The following is a 17,919-nucleotide window of genomic DNA, read 5'->3' as shown; positions in this document are numbered from 1 at the left end:
GGTGAAGATGAAATATAAACAAATATATAAAGTTATTTGTTTTTATATTAAGTGGGATAGTGATTTAATTCAACTAAGATGTCGACATAAACTTGAATGATGGAAGGCTTTGCTTAACAATCTCGGCATCTCAATTTACCGGCTTTGTTATGTCATCAGTATTATCCCTTCGCCATCAATTTCCGCTACTCGATGCTAGCGTGCCTTCGGGTGACTGGATTTACTTTGACAATGCCGCCACATCCCATAAACCGTTACCGGTAATCGAATCTGCCGAGCTTTTTTATCGGCATCAAAACGCAAATGTGCATCGTGGATCGTATGCGTTGGCGGCTTCAGCTACTACTGCCTATGAAGCCGCAAGAGGGAAGGTAGCTAAATTTATTAACGCCAATACGGTTAATGAAATTGTATTTACCAAAGGGGCGACAGAAAGTATTAATTTGTTAGCCCACTGTTTGGCTCAAACACATCTAAAAGCCGGTGATGAAATAGTACTTAGCGCGCTGGAACACCACGCTAATATAGTGCCTTGGCAACTTATCGCTGAACGTTGCCAGTTAATGATCAAGGTGATACCAGTCGATCAGGATGGTGTTCTGGATTTATCCCAATTAGATAATATTATCAACGAACGCACTGCAGTGGTATCAGTCGGTCATGTGTCAAATGCCTTTGGAAATATTAATCCGGTAGAGAAAATCCTGGCTCGTGCCCGTCAAGTAGGCGCGATTAGCGTGCTCGATGGAGCCCAAGCCATTAGTCATTTTAGCGTTGATGTGCAACAACTGGATTGTGATTTTTATCTATTCAGCGGGCATAAAATGTTTGCCCCCACTGGTGTTGGCGTACTTTATGGCAAGTATCATTTATTGAATAACTTACCGCCTTATCAAAGTGGCGGGGAAATGATTAAGCGAGTCAGTTTTAGCGGCACCACATTCCAACCCGCGCCACTTAAGTTTGAACCCGGCACACCGAATATTCAGGGAGTGTTGGGATTAAGTGCCGCACTTGATTGGTTAACCTCAAATCAAGGTAGCGATTATTTGCAGCATGAACAACAGCTATATGCAGCTTTGTGCCATGGTTTGAGGGAGATTGAAGGACTTCGTTTATGGGGAGATATTGCCCATTCCGTACCGTTAATATCCTTTACGATTGACGGAGTTCATCATCAGGATGTAGCGGAATTATTAGCCGAACAGCATATTGCGATAAGGTCAGGGCATCATTGTGCCATGCCAGCTATGCAGGCGTTGGGGATTGACGGCACCATTCGGGTGTCATTAGCAATTTATAATCAGCTTCAGGAAGTTGAGCGTTTTATTCGAGCGCTTAAACAAGTCATCATGCAGATCAAGCATCCTCAAACTTTTGTTGATCCCCCTGAGAGTAAAATTGCCGTAGCTGTTGGGCAAGCACAAGGTTGGGATGAAAAATATCGGCAAATCATGTTGGCTGGTAAGTCACTGACTAAAATTGATGATGACAAAAAGACTCCTGAATATGAAATTAGTGGCTGTGAATCACAAGTCTGGTTAGAAATAAAAATACAACAAGGGAAAGTGCAGTTTAATGCTGACTCTAACAGTAAAATTGTAAGAGGTTTATTAGCCCTTATATTTGAAGCGCTTAATGCGCAAAGCCAGGACTATATTCAACTGTTTGATTTACCTGATTACTTGCAGCAACTGGGATTAAGTCGACACTTAAGTCCGAGTCGCAGTAACGGTTTGCTGGCCGTTATTCAACATATTCACCGGGTCGTTAGCTCGGATCAATCAAGCTAATTGGGCTTTGTCGATTATTTTATCAATCACTCGAGCTGCAGCCACAAATCCAAATGTCGCGGTTACGGCAACGGATGCTCCAAAGCCATTGTTACAGTCCAGTTTGACGCTGCCATCGGTTAAATTTTTAGTTTGGCATACACTGCCATCTTGCTGTGGGTAAACCAGTTGTTCGGTTGAATAAACACAGCTGATACCAAACTTGCGTTTGGGGTTGGTGCTGAAATGATATTCCTTGCGTAAAATATTGCGCAATTTTGCCGCTAAGGGGTCATGGATGGTCTTGCTTAAATCCGTTACCGCAATCTGGGTTGGATCGGTTTGGCCTCCGGCACCGCCAATGGTAATAATCGGAATTTTATTGCGCTTGCAATAGGCGATCATGGCCGCTTTAGCTTTTACGCTGTCAGTGGCATCTACCACATAATCCATTGATGAATTGAGTAACTCGGCTACGTTGTCGGCAACCACGAAATCCTCAATAATATTGACTTGGCATTGTGGGTTAATCTGTTTAATCCGCTTTGCCATTGCGTCGACCTTGGCCTCACCAATGGTGTCGTTTAAGGCATGAATTTGACGATTTGTATTAGTCACACAAATATCATCTAAATCAATCAGAGTAATTTGACCGATGGCTGTTCTGGCTAACGCTTCAGCGACCCAGCTACCCACACCTCCAATTCCAGCGACGGTGACATGAGCGTGGCGCAATATTTCTGTGGGTTGTATCCCGTAAAGACGTTGAGTACCACCAAAGCGTTGTTGAAATTGATTTTCGGACATAAAAACCTGATATTGTGACAGCCAAGAATGCGGGCGCAATTATGGGCGACACGCTAGCAAATGTGAATAGTAGTTTTGGCTTTTACTCATAGGGAGGAATAATGGTGCAGTCGCAAACCAGTTATACAATGCAAGCTCATTTTAATTTAGCCGCCGAATATAATCAGTGGATGAATAATAATTTGTACCAATTAGTTAGCCAACTGGATGAGGATACCTTTACGCAACAAAAAGGGGCTTTTTTTGGTTCGATTGCTGGAACGCTGAATCATATTATGGTGGCAGATATTATTTGGTTAACTCGTTTTAAAGCCCATCCAACTGGTTTTAGCTCACTGAATGGAATGACGGATTTTCCATCCCCTAAAGCACTTTCCAGCATTTTATTCGCAGACTTTTCCTCGTTACACCAAGCACGTAAAAAACTGGATAATGTTATTATTGATATGTGCCAGCAGATCCGTGACATCGACCTCGTAACTCGTTTGTCTTATCACAATACCAAAGGACACGCTTTTAATAAAAAATGGGGTTTTGTACTACAGCATTTTTTTAATCATCAAACTCATCATCGAGGGCAGGTAACCACCTTGCTATCTCAGATGGAAATTGATTGCGGAATTACCGATTTACTGATGATTACCCCGGATGAGACATAATATCAGCGGTGGGGAACCTGTCCTAGCTGCATTGGTTTAGCTCGTTTACTCGCGGCTAAACCAATGCCATTGGATTGTTTGATTGGGGTTAAGGCTGTTCTTTTTGTTTGCCTATAGGCGTTTCATTGCCTTTACAGATGGTATCGTATTGATCCCGGTAATAGCGTAAATCAGTACAGGATTCATCAAAACGTCGTTTGGCTTCAGTGACTTGCTGAGGGTTTTTATTATTTTGGATCTGAAATTGTAATTTTTTACATTCCAATTGCTGATCTTTTACTTCAAGAATTTGCTCACAATTTTGAGGCTGCTGGGCACAACTTGCCAAAATGAAAACACTGCTGGTTAATAACATCTTATACATTAAATTCATCCTAAATAAGGTTGTAATTCTTGGTTTAGCGATACCAATTTATTACGGTGGGATTCGGGCAAATGCAGCCCTTCGATTGACCGGTAAAGTTGCCTGCATTCTAATTTTAATGACGCATCAGGCTTACTTTTCTGACTGAGTAACTTAACGATAACTTGCAGCAAATTTAACACTAAACCCGTGTTCATTGGTGCGATTTTCAATGCTAGATGGAATACGTCATAAGCCTGTTGATATTGGCCATTATTATAGCAATCAATTCCTTTTTGCCGCAGTTTATCGTAATCACCACTAGGGCGTTTGGCATTATTAACAGCCTGTTTCAATAAACGTTGTGTGTTCGGATCGACAGGTTCCGGGCTAGACTTCATTTTTTCCATTAATGAAGAGGCTTGTTCATATTCGCCCAAATCAAACATAACTTTGAGACTATCCGGAACCAATGACATCGGATACTCATCATGATGCTGTTCTATTTGTTGTTGAGATTCACACAATGCTCGACGGGCGTTTTGCAATTTGCCCTGAATCACATTGACTCTGGCAGATACAATACTTTCGAAGGCATCAAAGTCGAAAGGTTGTGGACTGTTTTTAACCAGCTCGGTTTGTTTTTGTCGCTGTAAGGCCAGGATAGCATCCTGATGATATTTATTGCCTGATTTTTTGTCTGTTGCATGCTCTGCCAGTTCAAGAATACTGCGAATGTAATTACACATGTGGGCAATATTTTTATGTATTGAGTAACGCGATTGTTCCAAAATGGCTAAGCAACAATTTTTTGCAAATTCATAATCGCCACTGGCTTGCGCAATTTCACAGCCTAAATATTGGCGTTCAATTGAGTGGGGGGACAATTCAATAGCCTTCTTGATTTCAATGCACGCTTCTTCCAGTTTTTCGGTACGCAAATAGCACTGAGCCAATATCTCGTGGGAGTCTGCTGCTAAGATACGATTATCCAAAATTGACTTGGCCAGGTTGATCGCTTCTTCAAATTGGCGCATATACATCATGGTTTTGGCCATGGCCATCACCGCCCATGGCAGTTGGGAGTCACGTACTAATGGTTCTAATACCGACAGGGCCATATCAAATTTATCTTCCCGCCAGAGCAATTCGGTCATGACTAAAGAACAATACTGACGATAGCGACTGCCTGATGTAATCGCATCTTTACAAGCTAATATTGCGCCTTTGACATCGTTATTCATCAGCTTGATATAAAGACTTCTTAACGCCCTGCGTTTTGCGGTTGCTTTAGTTAATCGGTTGGCTAACTGGGCCTGTGAAAAGGGTTTGATAAGATAATCATCGGGCTGCTCTTCAATTCGGCCTATAACCATAGGACGCTCAGTATCACCACTGATCATGATAAAAATAGTATCCGGATTAAGTAGCTTCTTTACCCGTAGCTCTTGAAGTAGCTGCAAACCATTTTGTTGGTTGCCGCCCAAATTCAAATCTGAAATGACAATATCGAAAAGGGTTCGACTTGAGGCTGTTATTGCTTCTTCAGCGCTTTCGGCCAGTGTAACCGCGGTAACACCTAATGTATTAAGTGAGCTACGCAACATTAATAGGAATGGCCTGTGATCATCGACGATAAGTACCCGTTTATCATGATAGGTCATTTTATCCATGGGCGATTACGCGCTCCTGTTCAGTTAAAAAATACAATTGTTAGTATGGTGATTTAATTGACATATTTATTGATATAACACCACAAAGCAAGGCAAAGGATCACCCAAGCGTATGAAGTTAGACACCTTAAATCGATGTTATTCAAACTAACAGTCAAGAAAGCTAGGAATTCTACGATATATAAGGCAGAACTTTTATAAAAATATTATAGATGAATCAAACTATTACCACTATTTCTGATCTTGAATTTAATGGCCAACTGACCAGCGCCTTAAATCAACAAGGCCAACAGCAATTTAGTTTGCTACTGGCCATGTTAGAACAGAATTATTTGGATAGATTGCATATTCATGACGAGCAGGATAAATCTGCTCAGCAAACACTTTCATCAGACATCCAAGGATTACAGTGTTATCCGGTTACCCCGCTTAAAGCAGAGGATGCACATTGGCAGCAGCTTACAAAAATCAATCAGATGTTACATAGCCAACCCATTGAAGATGTCAGGTTATATCAAAATATGTATCCTGAGCCCTTATCGCAATATAACGACAGTTTACGTATTAGTGACGAAGTACTGCAAAATTGTACTTTTAGTGCGCAGCGTAAAATGCAACAACCTGATAATACAGATAAGCAAGTGGAAGTAGATGAAACCGAACTATTTGATTTGCTAAATCAAATTCATCATAACGAGCAAGCCGCATAGCCAATAACTTACACTTTTAATGATGCTTCTGCGTATTGTTGGCGTTACTGCTCTAATCAATATTGTTGAATTAGGCTATCAGGCCTGATTGGGGAGAATTGCGGAGATGCTAGGGGCTATCGCATTGACATTACAACGCGCCGGAGTCGGCTAAAATATCACCTCGTAAATAACGCCATTGTCCTTTTTCGGTAATAAAATAAGAATGTTCATGTAATTGATATAGAGTGCCTTGTTGTTGATATAGGGCTCTAAATTCAACTTCGCCATTATTCATCACCATATTACTGCTCTCAATCGTCAGTTGTAGCCATGTGGTGTCTTGCGCAGAGTGACGAATTTCTTCACTGCTGGGAATATCGGTATGTTGTTCACTGTAGGTTTGATGGATATAGTCAAACTCACCCGCCACATAAGCTGAATAGCGTGAACGCATTAATTGCTCAGGTGTTTTGGGGTGTTCTGTACCGCTGATATATTTGGCGCAACATAGTTGGTACGAAAGCGTATTCCCGCAGTAACAATTCAACATTCTATTCCAGTTAAAAATTATTATCAGTGTGGCAATAAATTAAATGTCCACACTGATGGATATTACCAAGGCCCATGAATCAGGTTATTGGTGTTGTGTAAATTAAGGTTAACTACCGTTACGCTATATTGTTCACATAACAGTTTTATTCTTTTCTTGGCCATTTCATTCAACTGTAGGTTTTCCACCACAATGGTATTGGCTTGTCCTGCCAAGATAATCTTCTCCAGCCAGCTAAATAGCATATCCGGCTGTGGTTTGGTTAGTTTAATACAAAAAGCGGGGCAATCACGAGCAGATAATTGGTCACTTAATACATATAACCATTTACGCTGCTGCTGATTGTGTTGCACCACATGTGCAAGCCGTTGTTGTTGGCTAATGTGCAAATTGATTAAACCGGATTCATCAGTATTAGGATTACTAAATTGTAAAGTTGCCATATCTAACCTGTTTGTTTGTACAGTGTTTTATATACAGTAATACTGTATAAATAAACATGCAAGTGTTTTTGTTTATTTTTTAACAACATTCTCCATAAGATGAGTAAAATGACAGAATAAGACGGATTAACGTATTAATAACATTGAAAAAAATGATATTGCCTCAATATTGTTTTTAACAATTTGCTGAGTTAATTCATAAATTGAAGATGGAATAAGCCAAGGAACGGAAATGTATTTTCTAAATAATCATCACAAACTTAAAAAGACGTTGATGCTATTGTTATTGCTTGCCGCGGCTCCGTTTGCACTTGAACTGCTGATTTTTATTGAATTTGGCGGGATTGAGGTGGCGTTTATTTGTTTATTAACGATGTTAAAGCCGTTTCGATTGTGGCTAACGTTTAAATTCAAGGAAATCAGGGCAGTCACTGAACAACTTAAGTTGTCTGTGCAACGCCATTCGTTATCTCAGCCAAGTGTTTATTTTAGCCATGTCGCAGCCACTGGCATGATGTTTATCGTAAGCAGCTCGGTGTTGGTTTCTGCTTGTTTATGGATCCCGCTTCTCGCCATTAACGGCCCACTTATTTAATTTAAATACCTTAGCTCCAGCGATTTAGATAAAAGCACCACCGGTATCAGCAACAAAAAGATTGCGGTGAATTCGTGCCGCATAACCATCAGTCATTCCTGCAATATAGTCGCAAATGACCCGATGACCTTTATCGCGTTCAACGGCCGCTAGCCAGCGTTCGCTGGTATTTTCGGGTAATAGTCGTTCAGGATCGGAACTAAAAGCTTCAAATAGCTCCATAATGACTTGTTGCCCCTTATATTCGAGTCGTTGAATATTGGCTTTTTTAATCACATGCTTAAATACAAAATCTTTAAATACATTCAGGGCTTGCTGGTGTGGCGCGTTTAACGCTGCATTGAATTTAAGCAAGGGTAATTCAAACGCCTCATTGACACTGGTAATGCTGATCGAGGTGATTAGTTTATTCACTAGCGCTCCAATCGCATCTTTGCGTTGATAATGGTGGTGGCTAAACAGTTTTTCAGTCAGATTAGCAATATTGGCGGTGAACCAGGGATCAGATAACGCCAGTAACTTATCAGTGACACCAGTTATAAAATCTTCACGTTTGACAATTCCAGTGGTAATCGCATCTTCTAAATCATGGATTCCGTAGGCAATGTCATCGGCCAGCTCCATAATGGAACAATCAAAGGATTTGAATCGAGTTTTACCATGGCGTTTGTTGCCATTTTGCATACTGCAAAATAAATCTCGATCAGCAGAAGATAAGGGGGCTAATAACCAATCAAATACATCTTGATCATCATCGTACAACCCCTTGGGTGGATGCCAGTCAGAGGCTTTGAGCTGACGAAAACTGGCAGGTTCAGCAGATTGCTGCTGATAACCCAGCTGGCTCATGGTATTTGGGTATTTTACCAAACCTAACACAGTGCGACGGGACAAATTCATACCATGATTTAACGTATAGGGTTCCAGTTTAGAAATAATCCGGAATGTCTGGCCATTTCCTTCAAAACCACCATGTTCACGCATCATGTAATGCAGGGCAATTTCGCCGCCATGTCCAAAAGCAGGATGGCCAATATCGTGCGCCAAGCAGATAGTTTCGATTAGGTTATTGTCCAGATCCAGCTGGTTGGTTAGCTCTGGATGCTTTTGTTTAAGTTGGGCCGCAATTCCCTGACCAATTTGGGCTGCCTCTAATGAGTGCGTTAGCCGAGTCCGATGAAAGTCATTCAGACCCACCCCTAAAACCTGAGTTTTAGATTGTAAACGACGAAATGCGGCCGAATGTAATACCCTGGCTTTATCGCGCTGATAAGATGAGCGGTGATCATCCTCACGGTTTGGATTATGTTCAAAACAGCGTTCAGTCCATACCGATGACATCATTGCAGATCCTCCTGAGTTATTTCATCCAGACTGAGCGAAAAGCTGGGCATATACATTTGCATAAAGTAATTTACTTCATCGGATTCATAAGCGCTGATTATTTTATCCAGTCGTTTTTTGGCTAAATCAAACTCCTGGTTGCCCGCTGCCAGTTCTTCTAAGGTTTTAAGATAAGCGCAGATCACATCAGCGGCTTTAACTAAAAAGCACTCGTCATCACTATGGTATTGGGCATCGATAAGCTCAGCGTAATCTTGTCTAAAATCTTCCGGGGTCATTTCTATTAGCTTTTGTTCGGCTAATTTTTCAATTTTTTTATATTCTTGCTGAATAGCCGGGTTGGAATATTTAACCGGAGTAGGGAGGTCGCCAGTTAGTACCTCTGATACATCATGAAATAACGCAATAGTGGCCACTTTGTAGGGGTCCACCTGTCCACCAAAATAACGGTTTTTTATTAGGCTTAATGCGTGAGCAACCATGGCGACTTGTAAACTGTGCTCCTGAACATTTTCGGTGCTGACATTACGCATCAGCGGCCAACGGTTAATTAGTTTCATACGCGCAAGGTGGGCAAAAAAGTGGCTAGCGGTTTTATTTTGAGTCATTGTTAGGTCTGTTTGAATAAATTAGCTACAGGTTAATACAGTCAGGCGTAGCTGTTAAGTCACAACTGGTGATGTCACACAAATTTACATTGTTTATCTTGCCCAAATGAGTGGCCTAATCAAAACTCAACGAAAAGACCGTTCTGAGAAACAGATGCCAATACCGTTACTTTGGCTTGGGGCTGGACTGAGTAGTTTAGCGCTAGGTCATCATTTACATAAAGAACAACAACGTAATCGCCTTACGGTAGGACGCTTTCCGAGCGAAGACTCGGTAGAAGTTAAGCCGCAAAATGGCGCCGTTGTATGTTGCGGAATTTATGGGGTGTTTGAACATTCCGGCATTTGGTTTGATGATCAAATTATTGAACTAAAAGGAAATGGCCTTATTCGAGCGATTTCGCCCCAACGCTTTTTAGCCAACCGCAGTGGTGAACAGATATATGTTGCCTGTAACGCGCAACGGCAAGTGTTAGTCAAATCCGAATGTGCTAGCCGGGCGGTGAGTATGATTTTCAATTATGCTCCCTATGATTTATTCAAAAACAATTGTCACCGATTCAGTTGGCAGTGTGTCAGTGGGCAGTCAGATAAGGTGACTCAGTTTTCCGATTTGAACGACAGACTGGCGGAATTGTTCCTAACGCCAGTGCATTGGCAACCCGCTGCAATCCATTTTTAATCGCTCTAGGCAGTATCGATGGTGTGTTTAAGACCATTTGAGTATATACATGCCCAATTTCTCCAATCAGACATAAGCTTATACAGGTAACAACCATTAGAGGTGCCTGTTATGCAATATCAATTCTTACTTAACAATCTAAAAAACAGTGATCAGATCCAGTCTGAAATTGTTGAGCTGGGTGTGGCTGTGGATAATATTCACTTTGTTAGTGAACGCAGCGATGACTATGCTGGCCATCAAGTAAAAGCCGCTTCAATTATTGAGGAGCGTGACGTGGTGCACAAAATAGTAAGAGGTGCCATTGTGGGGATGGTCGCGGGAGCGATTTTATCCACAGTACTTTTCTATTCTAAGCCTTATGGCTGGCAAGTCGAAATGATTAACTCGGTCTTTATCCTGTTCCTGACCACCGGCTTTGGCGGCTGGATTGGAGGATTAGTGGGAATAAGTCATCGTAATTATCGCATTACCAACTTGGAGAAAGAGCTACAGCAAGGTAAGGCGATTATGTTGGTATATACCGATGAAGCCCATGCGGGACAAATTAAACAGATTATTACTGCGCAACATCCTGACGCTGCTTTTGTGGGACAAGATGATTCGTTTGACAATCCGTTACGCAATGTCAAAACGGCTCATGTTGAGCATTGATAACCCCAAACTCATCCCTACATGTTGGTGTTTTGGTTAACAACTTACCCGGCCCTTATTTTATGGACTAGCGGAGGAATTTAATCCTCACTGTATTCCCCCTGACAAATAGGGACTGGCACAATAAAAGGCTGATGCGGATTGGATAAATGCAGTACCGCATCACTTTTTGGATCGAGGATAACGCAATATCAAGACCGTTAATGTTCGGCATCCAGAATCCGGATGGAAATTGAAGCGGCACTGGTGCGGTTATCCACGCCTAATTTTTTGAATATCTGTTCCAGGTGCTTATTTACCGTACGTGGGCTCATTTCCAGTATTTGTGATATTTCCCAACTGGTTTTGCCATAGGAAACCCAATACAACACTTCGGATTCACGTTTGGTGATCGGTAAATGTTGCTGCAAATGTGCTGCGGTTTTTGGTGCTTTTGTTTCGGTAATTCGTAGCAGGTGCTTGTCATGTTGCTGGCGCACGTAGGACACCTTCAGCGGCTGACTAAAGCAATCCATTAGCAGATCGTGGGAGGTATCGGAGGTTAGCCAGAGTGTTATTCTATTGGCTATTGTTGCCCAGGGGCTAAGATCATCTCCGGCAATATTATCAATCAATTTATGTACGTATGGGGTTGCCCAGGACAAGCGTCCTTGCTCACTCACACAAAAAACCTTGTTACCCGCATGGTCGAGAGCATCTTGGGCGCTCAATGCCTGTTTGGCCGTTTCAATATGGGTTTTAATCCGTGCGATAACTTCATCGGGGAAAATCGGCTTAGTGACGTAATCTATTGCACCGGCTTCAAAGCCTTTAACTATGTCCTCTACATCACTCAACCCAGTCATAAAAATAATCGGTGTACTAGGTAACAGCTGTTTAAGTTTATGACAGGTTTCAAAACCATCCATGTTGGGCATCATGGCATCCAGCAAAATGACATCAGGTTGCACTTTGTCAACAATTGCGAGTGCCTGCATGCCATTAAGTGCGACTAATGCGGTGTATCCCTGATTATTTAATGCCACATTGAGCATGCCTAAAGATTCAGGTGAATCATCCACGACCAGCACAACATCATTCAATTTAGTGCTCATCACTTAACTCCGTTAAATATTGGATAATTTGGGGGAAATGACATAATTCCACATATTCAAAAATTTGCGTTTCAACCCCCACAGGAAACTCAAACTGCTGGCTTATATCGTGCAACTTATCTTTAAAACCGGATAAATAACCAATTTCAGCTAAGGCAATAAGGGATTGATATTGCTCGCTAGTGATAGGCACTTTTTTGACAGCGCTTTTACTATGCGATGGTGTTTTTGATGACGTTGACGGATATTGCCATTGTATCGCCAGAAGCTCACCAATTTTCCCCAGTAAGGCATCAAGATTAACCGGTTTGGCAATATAACCATTATGATAGCCTTCCGACGCCAAATTTGATTCAGCGTCACGGGCATTGGCAGAGAGCATTAACACTGGCATGGCATAAGATTGTTCGCGCAGTAATTTAACCATCTGCCAGCCATCTGTATTGGGCATGCGTACATCCAAAATTAGCAAGTCAATCCGCTGCTCGGCCAGCAGATTGAAACTGGCGTCAGCCTCGGCGGTTTGAAATACGTTAAATCCTAAAGGCTGAAGTAAATCCTTGATCAGTTTCCGTTGGTGAAAATCATCATCTACAACCAGTATGCTTTGCCTTGGTCCCTGATACCCTATTGCGCGTAATTTTGTGTATTCGGGGGCATTCTTATTTTCGCTTAACGGCACCAGCATTAACCGTAAATTAAAGGTGGAGCCTTTGCCTGGTACACTGGATAAGGTTATTTCGCCTCCCATTAATTCGGTCAGGGAACGTGAAATGGTCAGTCCTAGACCGGTACCACCAATAGCCTGCGTATGGGCATTTCGTATCTGCTCGAAGGGTTTAAAGATCTGCTCTTGATGGACAGCAGAAATGCCCACTCCCGTATCAATAATGCTGAAATTAGCCACCTGATTACGATAACTGACTTTTAGCGTCACTGAGCCTTGTTCGGTGTATTTAATCCCATTGGAAATAAGATTGATTAAAATTTGCCGGAAGCGCTGTTTGTCGGTGGCCACATAGTCGGGCAGGTTACTGCAAGGAAGGTAATAAAAGGCGATATTTTTCTGCGCTGCGATAATTTGAAACATATCGACCAACTGCTGCAATATGGCCTTAAGGTTAAACTCATCACGTTGCAAAGTGACTCGCCCAGCCTCAATCTTGGAAATTTCCAGTAATCCTTCAATTAAATCGGCCAAATGCTCGCCATTACGTTTTACAATGCCTAACGTATCGCGTTGCTTCTGGGGGATGCTGTCATCTTGACTGAGTAACTGCGCGTAACCAAGTAAAACATTGAGTGGTGTACGTAACTCGTGGCTTAACCCTGCCAGATATCGGCTTTTGGCTTCATTCGCTGATTCTGCAATCACTTTGGCATCCTGCAATGCCTGTGATGTTTTTTCATGGGCATTGACTTCCTTGGCCAGCGTATTGGTTAATGAGCGCAGTTCTTTTAAGGCCGCATGATTTCCACTCCGAGCCAGAATAAATAACCAGCTTACTACCCCGATAATGATTAACAGTAAGAAAAATATTTTGACCAGCGTGACGGCAAAAACCTGCTTCACACTTTGATCATCTACTGGCACTTGTAGATAAATTAAAAATAGAATGCCAGCGCCAGTCAGACTCATGCCTAACGTCACTGCCACAAACTGAGCCAGTGGGGTGGTCATAATGCGCAGTAATTGAGTGGTCAAAAAACGATGGAAAAAGTGATGTGACTGACTGGCTAAAGTCGCATTGGGTCGGCATTGATCGCCGCAACGTACATCCAGCGAACAACATAACGAACAGATAGACTTTTGATAGGCCGGACAATAGGTTATATCTTCGGCGTCAAATTCATTCTCACAAATATGGCACTGGCTAATACCGGTTATCATTATGCGTTTGTTATCGACTAAATAGAACTTGCCTTTGGTTAGGTAGCCGATTAAGGGGACGGTAATAAAAGGTAATCCACAGGCAATAAAAGAGGCGAGAGCTTTGACCGTTTCGCCATACCAGCCAAAGTGTGCGGTAAACCCCACAAAACTGGCTATAAACATGGAACCGACACCAACCGGATTAATATCGTATAAATGCGAACGTTTAAACTCGATATGTTTGGGACTAATACCTAAGGGTTTGTTGATCACCAAATCGGCTACCACCGAGCTTAACCATGCCAGTACCAGTACTGAATAAACCGATAACATGCTTTCAATGGTTTGATAAATCCCCAGCTCCATCAACAATAATGCAATCGCCACATTAAATACCATCCACACCACACGACCGGGATGATTATGGGTTACGCGGGAGAAAAAATTTGACCAGGCGAGGGAGCCTGCATAGGCGTTAGCCACATTAATTTTTAATTGGGAAATAAATACAAAGGTACAAGCAACGATGACACTAATCGCTGGATTATCAAACACATAACTAAAGGCCAAATTATACATATGGGCAGGATCGTCGGCCACGTCTGGCGATATGCCTTGGCGTAAGGCGAAATAAGCCAGATAGGATCCGAGAAATAATTTAAGTGCGCCAAACAATATCCAGCCGGGGCCTGCAATTACCAATGCTCCCCACCAGCGCCAACGTTGCTTTTGGGGTTGTTCCGGTAAAAAACGTAAAAAGTCGACCTGTTCACCTATTTGGGCCACTAACGATAGTAATACTGCCGATGCAGCACCGAATAGCAACAGGTTAAACGATTCCCCCTGTTGACCGCTTTGACCACTAAAATCAAGCCACCCTTGAAAATGGCTATCCGGATGACTGAAAACAAAAAATAACGGTAACATTTGCAATACTAGCCAGATAGGCTGAGTCCATACCTGAAAACGGCTGATATAGGCAATGCCGTGAGTAACCAGCGGTAACACCACTAACGCACTGACGACGTATCCTAAATACAAGGGTAACCCGAATAGAATTTGCAGCGCCATGGACATAATGGCGGCTTCCAGGGCAAAGAAAATAAAAGTAAAAGAGGCATAAATGAGTGAAGCGATGGTGGAACCAATATAGCCAAAGCCGCTACCACGGCTGAGTAAATCAACATCGACACCATATTTTGCCGCGTAATAGCTAATCGGTAATCCCGTCAGGAAAACCACGCCAATTACCGCAAAAATAGCCCATGCCGAGTTAACAAAACCAAAATTTAAGGTGATAGCCCCGCCAATGGCTTCGAGCACCAAAAAAGACACAATCCCCAAGGCCGTGCTGGCAATTCGGTTTAACGACCATATACGTGCACGTTTTGCGGTAAAGCGTAACGCAAAGTCCTCCATCATCTCGTTGGCCACGAGCTTGTTATAGGTTCGTCTGGTGGGGAGGATTTTTTCGTTTGACTGCATCAGATACTATTTTCGCATTATTTATCATTAAGAGGCGTTTTAGCTAAGTCACTGGCTTTATTCTGCTTTTTTGGCTAACGCGTAATCATCCTACACAATATTTGTGCCATATCCTATGCGTAAATTTACGTAGTCCATTGCGCGCTTTTGCGAATGTTATCTATTGCCAACAATCCACATACTAATCCCAGCTGTAAATAGGCATGTGAAAAGTTATCACTCAAAAAGATAACCACACATTTATTAATCTCTTAAAAAACTGGGACACAACATAATGAAACGACTCACTAGATTAACCCCTGTAGCAGCGACGTTAATGCTTTCTATGGGGACACTGTCTGCAGCTCATGCAGACGAATCAACCGGCAAGTTAACTTACAGTGGCTTTATTGATATGTCATATCTGTCAATCGATACCGATGGGGTGGGGTCAACACATGACTCTGGTATTGATCAGGTTGAAATCGATTTCGCTTATGATTTTGGTAATAAACTTAAGGCTTTTGTGGATGTTGAGTATCAAAACAGTGAAGTGGATGTTGAGCAAGCCTTTATTACCTATGCGGTATCTGACCAATTTACCGTAAAGGCAGGGCGCTTTTTAAGTTATTCAGGCTGGGAAACGGAAGAGCCCACTGGATTATTTCAATATTCCGGTACCGGTTATGCCAAATATTTTTATGGTTACTACCAGCAAGGTGTTTCCGGTCTTTATAACGGTAACGGCTATGCTTTTGCCGTATCGGTGGTAAATGATTTGGCTGGACCTGAGTCCACCGACTCTGAAACCCCGGGGGTGGAAACCATGATTGCTATCATGCCAACCGATTCCATCACCATTAAAGGATTTTATTCCTTTGATAAGTTAGCCGGTACTGATGAAGATACCAAAATGATTAACCTTTGGGCCAGTTACGCACAAGGTCCGCTAACACTCGCAGCCGAGTATAACTCATCAGAATACACCTCTTTAGCCGCTGCTGATGCCAGTGGTTATCTAGTCATGGCTAATTATGCCTTCGATACCTTCGGTTTAACCGTTAGATACCACGATTATGAAGTTGAAGATGCCATGGGGACCACTTGGGAAGATATGAGCGCGATCACTATCTCACCGAGCTATGCCGTAAATGACAACTTGCTGATGGTGTTTGAATACCGCAAGGATTCAGACGATGTAAGCGGCATGGACTCCGATAGCATCGCCGTTGAAGCCCTGGTGACATTTTAAAAACACCGTTTAAATAAAAAGATTTTTTAATTAACCACCACGTTCTTAAAAAGCGTTGGTTAACCAGACTTTCTTATTCAAATAAACAATTAATAGGATATGAATCATGAAATTTAAAAAACTTATACTGGCCAGCACCATTATCGCCAGCAGTCTCGTCAGTCAGGCTGTGAGCGCGGCTGACACTATCAAAGTTGGAGTTTTACATTCCCTGTCAGGCACCATGGCAATCAGTGAAACCACCCTTAAAGATACGGTTTTGATGATGATAGAAGAACAAAATAAAAAGGGGGGATTATTGGGCAAAAAGCTTGAGCCTGTGGTTGTGGATCCCGCGTCTAACTGGCCATTATTTGCCGAAAAAACCCGTGAATTGTTATCCAAAGATAAAGTCGATGTGATCTTTGGTTGCTGGACATCAGTATCACGCAAATCTGCTTTACCGGTATTGGAAGAGCTTAATGGTTTGCTGTTTTACCCCGTCCAGTACGAAGGGGAAGAATCTTCCAAAAATGTATTCTATACCGGCGCAGCGCCAAACCAACAAGCGATCCCTGCCGTTGACTATTTGATGAATGAGCACGGAGTACAGCGTTGGGTATTAATGGGAACTGACTACGTTTACCCACGTACCACTAATAAAATTCTTGAAGCCTATCTGAAATCCAAAGGCGTAAAGCAACAGGACATCATGATCAATTACACGCCTTTTGGGCACTCTGACTGGCAGAGTATTGTGGCTGAAGTGAAAAAATTTGGCTCGGAAGGCATGAAAACCGCTGTGGTTTCCACCATCAATGGTGACGCTAATGTACCGTTTTATAAGGAACTAGGTAATCAGGGCATTTCGGCGGAAGATATTCCGGTAGTGGCGTTTTCTGTAGGGGAAGAAGAACTATCCGGGTTTGATACATCACCCTTAGTCGGACATCTGGCCGCTTGGAATTATTTCCAGAGTGTTGATACACCAGAGAATGAAAAATTTATCGCAGACTGGAAGAAATACATTAAGGATGACAAACGTGTTACCAACGATCCGATGGAAGCCACTTATATCGGTTTCAATATGTGGGCTAAAGCCGTTGAAAAAGCCGGTACTACTGATGTTGATAGTGTAGAACAGGCCATGATTGGCGTGACTACCCCGAATTTGACCGGCGGTATCGCGGTAATGAATTCAAATCATCACTTATCCAAACCGGTATTGATTGGTGAAATTCAGGAAAATGGTCAGTTTGAAGTGGTGTCATCCACGCCAGATACGGTAATCGGTGATGCCTGGTCAAATTATTTAGACAGCTCTAAATATTTGATTTCAGATTGGACGTTCCCGGTTAAATGCGGAAATTTTGACACCAAAACCGCCAAGTGTTCTGGTCAAAATATGTAGTTATTGAGGAAGCAGAGTATAACG

The 17,919-nt window shown here is 42.3% G+C and carries 17 protein-coding genes; 8 read left to right on the top strand and 9 right to left on the bottom strand.

Translation table 11 applies throughout. The features are described from left to right. The first annotated feature begins 149 nt into the window (after positions 1-149). Entirely contained in the window at positions 150-1,793 is a 1,644-nt protein-coding gene (locus tag ACTD55_RS04080) for a SufS family cysteine desulfurase (RefSeq protein WP_438863035.1), read from the top strand. Here ACTD55_RS04080 and tcdA read toward each other — a convergent pair. After that, positions 1,785-2,579 carry a tRNA cyclic N6-threonylcarbamoyladenosine(37) synthase TcdA gene (tcdA, locus tag ACTD55_RS04075; protein ID WP_438863034.1) on the bottom strand — a complete coding sequence of 265 codons (795 nt, stop codon included), beginning with the start codon at positions 2,577-2,579 and terminating at the stop codon, positions 1,785-1,787. The genes ACTD55_RS04080 and tcdA overlap by 9 nt on opposite strands. A gap of 101 nt (positions 2,580-2,680) precedes the next feature. Between tcdA and ACTD55_RS04070 the strand changes: the two genes are divergently transcribed. Next, a complete protein-coding gene (locus ACTD55_RS04070; RefSeq protein WP_438863033.1) occupies positions 2,681-3,238 on the top strand; it encodes a DinB family protein in 558 nt (185 codons plus the stop codon). Between the two features lie 88 nt (positions 3,239-3,326). On the opposite strand, the gene ACTD55_RS04065 is transcribed toward ACTD55_RS04070, so the two are convergent. Both ACTD55_RS04065 and ACTD55_RS04060 read right to left on the bottom strand, forming a co-directional pair. Next, complete coding sequence (locus ACTD55_RS04065; protein WP_438863032.1) at positions 3,327-3,602, bottom strand: hypothetical protein; 276 nt, start codon at positions 3,600-3,602, stop codon at positions 3,327-3,329. Positions 3,603-3,607: 5 nt separating this feature from the next. Next, the gene (locus tag ACTD55_RS04060) at positions 3,608-5,254 is read right to left on the bottom strand and encodes a response regulator (protein ID WP_438863031.1); all 1,647 of its coding nucleotides are present in this window, start codon (positions 5,252-5,254) and stop codon (positions 3,608-3,610) included. Positions 5,255-5,466: 212 nt separating this feature from the next. On the opposite strand from ACTD55_RS04060, the gene ACTD55_RS04055 reads away from it, so the two are divergent. After that, complete coding sequence (locus ACTD55_RS04055; RefSeq protein WP_438863030.1) at positions 5,467-5,964, top strand: VC2046/SO_2500 family protein; 498 nt, start codon at positions 5,467-5,469, stop codon at positions 5,962-5,964. A gap of 130 nt (positions 5,965-6,094) precedes the next feature. Here ACTD55_RS04055 and ACTD55_RS04050 read toward each other — a convergent pair whose 3' ends face one another. Both ACTD55_RS04050 and ACTD55_RS04045 read right to left on the bottom strand, forming a co-directional pair. Continuing rightward, positions 6,095-6,496: a YchJ family protein gene (locus ACTD55_RS04050; RefSeq protein WP_438863029.1), complete on the bottom strand. Its 402-nt coding sequence runs from the start codon at positions 6,494-6,496 to the stop codon at positions 6,095-6,097. Between the two features lie 62 nt (positions 6,497-6,558). Further along, on the bottom strand, positions 6,559-6,939 hold the full coding sequence (locus ACTD55_RS04045) for a hypothetical protein (RefSeq protein ID WP_438863028.1): 381 nt from the start codon (positions 6,937-6,939) through the stop codon (positions 6,559-6,561). Positions 6,940-7,171: 232 nt separating this feature from the next. Here ACTD55_RS04045 and ACTD55_RS04040 point away from each other — a divergent pair, with 232 nt between their 5' ends. Then, entirely contained in the window at positions 7,172-7,534 is a 363-nt protein-coding gene (locus tag ACTD55_RS04040) for a hypothetical protein (RefSeq protein ID WP_438863027.1), read from the top strand. A 24-nt stretch (positions 7,535-7,558) separates the two neighbouring features. On the opposite strand, the gene ACTD55_RS04035 is transcribed toward ACTD55_RS04040, so the two are convergent. Together ACTD55_RS04035 and yfbR are read right to left on the bottom strand one after the other, a co-directional pair. Further along, the gene (locus ACTD55_RS04035) at positions 7,559-8,878 is read right to left on the bottom strand and encodes an anti-phage deoxyguanosine triphosphatase (protein WP_438863026.1); all 1,320 of its coding nucleotides are present in this window, start codon (positions 8,876-8,878) and stop codon (positions 7,559-7,561) included. Continuing rightward, on the bottom strand, positions 8,875-9,486 hold the full coding sequence (yfbR, locus tag ACTD55_RS04030; protein ID WP_438863025.1) for a 5'-deoxynucleotidase: 612 nt from the start codon (positions 9,484-9,486) through the stop codon (positions 8,875-8,877). The genes ACTD55_RS04035 and yfbR overlap by 4 nt, the downstream gene beginning before the upstream one ends. Before the next feature lie 154 nt (positions 9,487-9,640). On the opposite strand from yfbR, the gene ACTD55_RS04025 reads away from it, so the two are divergent. Beyond that, positions 9,641-10,168, top strand: coding sequence for a hypothetical protein (locus ACTD55_RS04025; RefSeq protein ID WP_438863024.1), 528 nt, complete (start codon positions 9,641-9,643; stop codon positions 10,166-10,168). A 111-nt stretch (positions 10,169-10,279) separates the two neighbouring features. Further along, positions 10,280-10,822 (top strand): hypothetical protein, encoded by a 543-nt coding sequence (locus ACTD55_RS04020; protein ID WP_438863023.1) that lies wholly within the window; start codon positions 10,280-10,282, stop codon positions 10,820-10,822. A 200-nt stretch (positions 10,823-11,022) separates the two neighbouring features. Here ACTD55_RS04020 and ACTD55_RS04015 read toward each other — a convergent pair whose 3' ends face one another. Further along, positions 11,023-11,916 (bottom strand): response regulator, encoded by an 894-nt coding sequence (locus tag ACTD55_RS04015; protein ID WP_438863022.1) that lies wholly within the window; start codon positions 11,914-11,916, stop codon positions 11,023-11,025. After that, on the bottom strand, positions 11,906-15,274 hold the full coding sequence (locus ACTD55_RS04010; protein WP_438863021.1) for an ATP-binding protein: 3,369 nt from the start codon (positions 15,272-15,274) through the stop codon (positions 11,906-11,908). The genes ACTD55_RS04015 and ACTD55_RS04010 overlap by 11 nt, the downstream gene beginning before the upstream one ends. A gap of 274 nt (positions 15,275-15,548) precedes the next feature. Between ACTD55_RS04010 and ACTD55_RS04005 the strand changes: the two genes are divergently transcribed. Together ACTD55_RS04005 and urtA are read left to right on the top strand one after the other, a co-directional pair. Next, complete coding sequence (locus ACTD55_RS04005) at positions 15,549-16,505, top strand: porin (RefSeq protein WP_438863020.1); 957 nt, start codon at positions 15,549-15,551, stop codon at positions 16,503-16,505. Between the two features lie 106 nt (positions 16,506-16,611). Continuing rightward, a complete protein-coding gene (urtA, locus tag ACTD55_RS04000) occupies positions 16,612-17,895 on the top strand; it encodes an urea ABC transporter substrate-binding protein (RefSeq protein ID WP_438863019.1) in 1,284 nt (427 codons plus the stop codon). Positions 17,896-17,919 lie beyond the last annotated feature (24 nt).

The sequence above is a fragment of the Neptunicella sp. genome (genome assembly GCF_048268085.1).
In the GTDB taxonomy this organism is placed as follows: Bacteria; Pseudomonadota; Gammaproteobacteria; order Enterobacterales; family Alteromonadaceae; genus Neptunicella.
This window is presented reverse-complemented; position numbering and strand designations above follow the sequence as displayed.

What these genes read in the sequence shown, in the direction of transcription:
- ACTD55_RS04060 (WP_438863031.1), bottom strand. Translation starts at nt 5,254, where the DNA reads ATGGATAAAATGACCTATCATGATAAACGGGTACTTATCGTCGATGAT.
- ACTD55_RS04020 (WP_438863023.1), top strand. Translation starts at nt 10,280, where the DNA reads ATGCAATATCAATTCTTACTTAACAATCTAAAAAACAGTGATCAGATC.
- ACTD55_RS04035 (WP_438863026.1), bottom strand. Translation starts at nt 8,878, where the DNA reads ATGATGTCATCGGTATGGACTGAACGCTGTTTTGAACATAATCCAAAC.
- ACTD55_RS04040 (WP_438863027.1), top strand. Translation starts at nt 7,172, where the DNA reads ATGTATTTTCTAAATAATCATCACAAACTTAAAAAGACGTTGATGCTA.
- ACTD55_RS04015 (WP_438863022.1), bottom strand. Translation starts at nt 11,916, where the DNA reads ATGAGCACTAAATTGAATGATGTTGTGCTGGTCGTGGATGATTCACCT.
- urtA (WP_438863019.1), top strand. Translation starts at nt 16,612, where the DNA reads ATGAAATTTAAAAAACTTATACTGGCCAGCACCATTATCGCCAGCAGT.
- ACTD55_RS04005 (WP_438863020.1), top strand. Translation starts at nt 15,549, where the DNA reads ATGAAACGACTCACTAGATTAACCCCTGTAGCAGCGACGTTAATGCTT.
- yfbR (WP_438863025.1), bottom strand. Translation starts at nt 9,486, where the DNA reads ATGACTCAAAATAAAACCGCTAGCCACTTTTTTGCCCACCTTGCGCGT.
- ACTD55_RS04010 (WP_438863021.1), bottom strand. Translation starts at nt 15,274, where the DNA reads ATGCAGTCAAACGAAAAAATCCTCCCCACCAGACGAACCTATAACAAG.
- ACTD55_RS04050 (WP_438863029.1), bottom strand. Translation starts at nt 6,496, where the DNA reads ATGTTGAATTGTTACTGCGGGAATACGCTTTCGTACCAACTATGTTGC.
- ACTD55_RS04025 (WP_438863024.1), top strand. Translation starts at nt 9,641, where the DNA reads ATGCCAATACCGTTACTTTGGCTTGGGGCTGGACTGAGTAGTTTAGCG.
- ACTD55_RS04045 (WP_438863028.1), bottom strand. Translation starts at nt 6,939, where the DNA reads ATGGCAACTTTACAATTTAGTAATCCTAATACTGATGAATCCGGTTTA.
- ACTD55_RS04065 (WP_438863032.1), bottom strand. Translation starts at nt 3,602, where the DNA reads ATGTATAAGATGTTATTAACCAGCAGTGTTTTCATTTTGGCAAGTTGT.
- ACTD55_RS04055 (WP_438863030.1), top strand. Translation starts at nt 5,467, where the DNA reads ATGAATCAAACTATTACCACTATTTCTGATCTTGAATTTAATGGCCAA.
- tcdA (WP_438863034.1), bottom strand. Translation starts at nt 2,579, where the DNA reads ATGTCCGAAAATCAATTTCAACAACGCTTTGGTGGTACTCAACGTCTT.
- ACTD55_RS04080 (WP_438863035.1), top strand. Translation starts at nt 150, where the DNA reads ATGTCATCAGTATTATCCCTTCGCCATCAATTTCCGCTACTCGATGCT.
- ACTD55_RS04070 (WP_438863033.1), top strand. Translation starts at nt 2,681, where the DNA reads ATGGTGCAGTCGCAAACCAGTTATACAATGCAAGCTCATTTTAATTTA.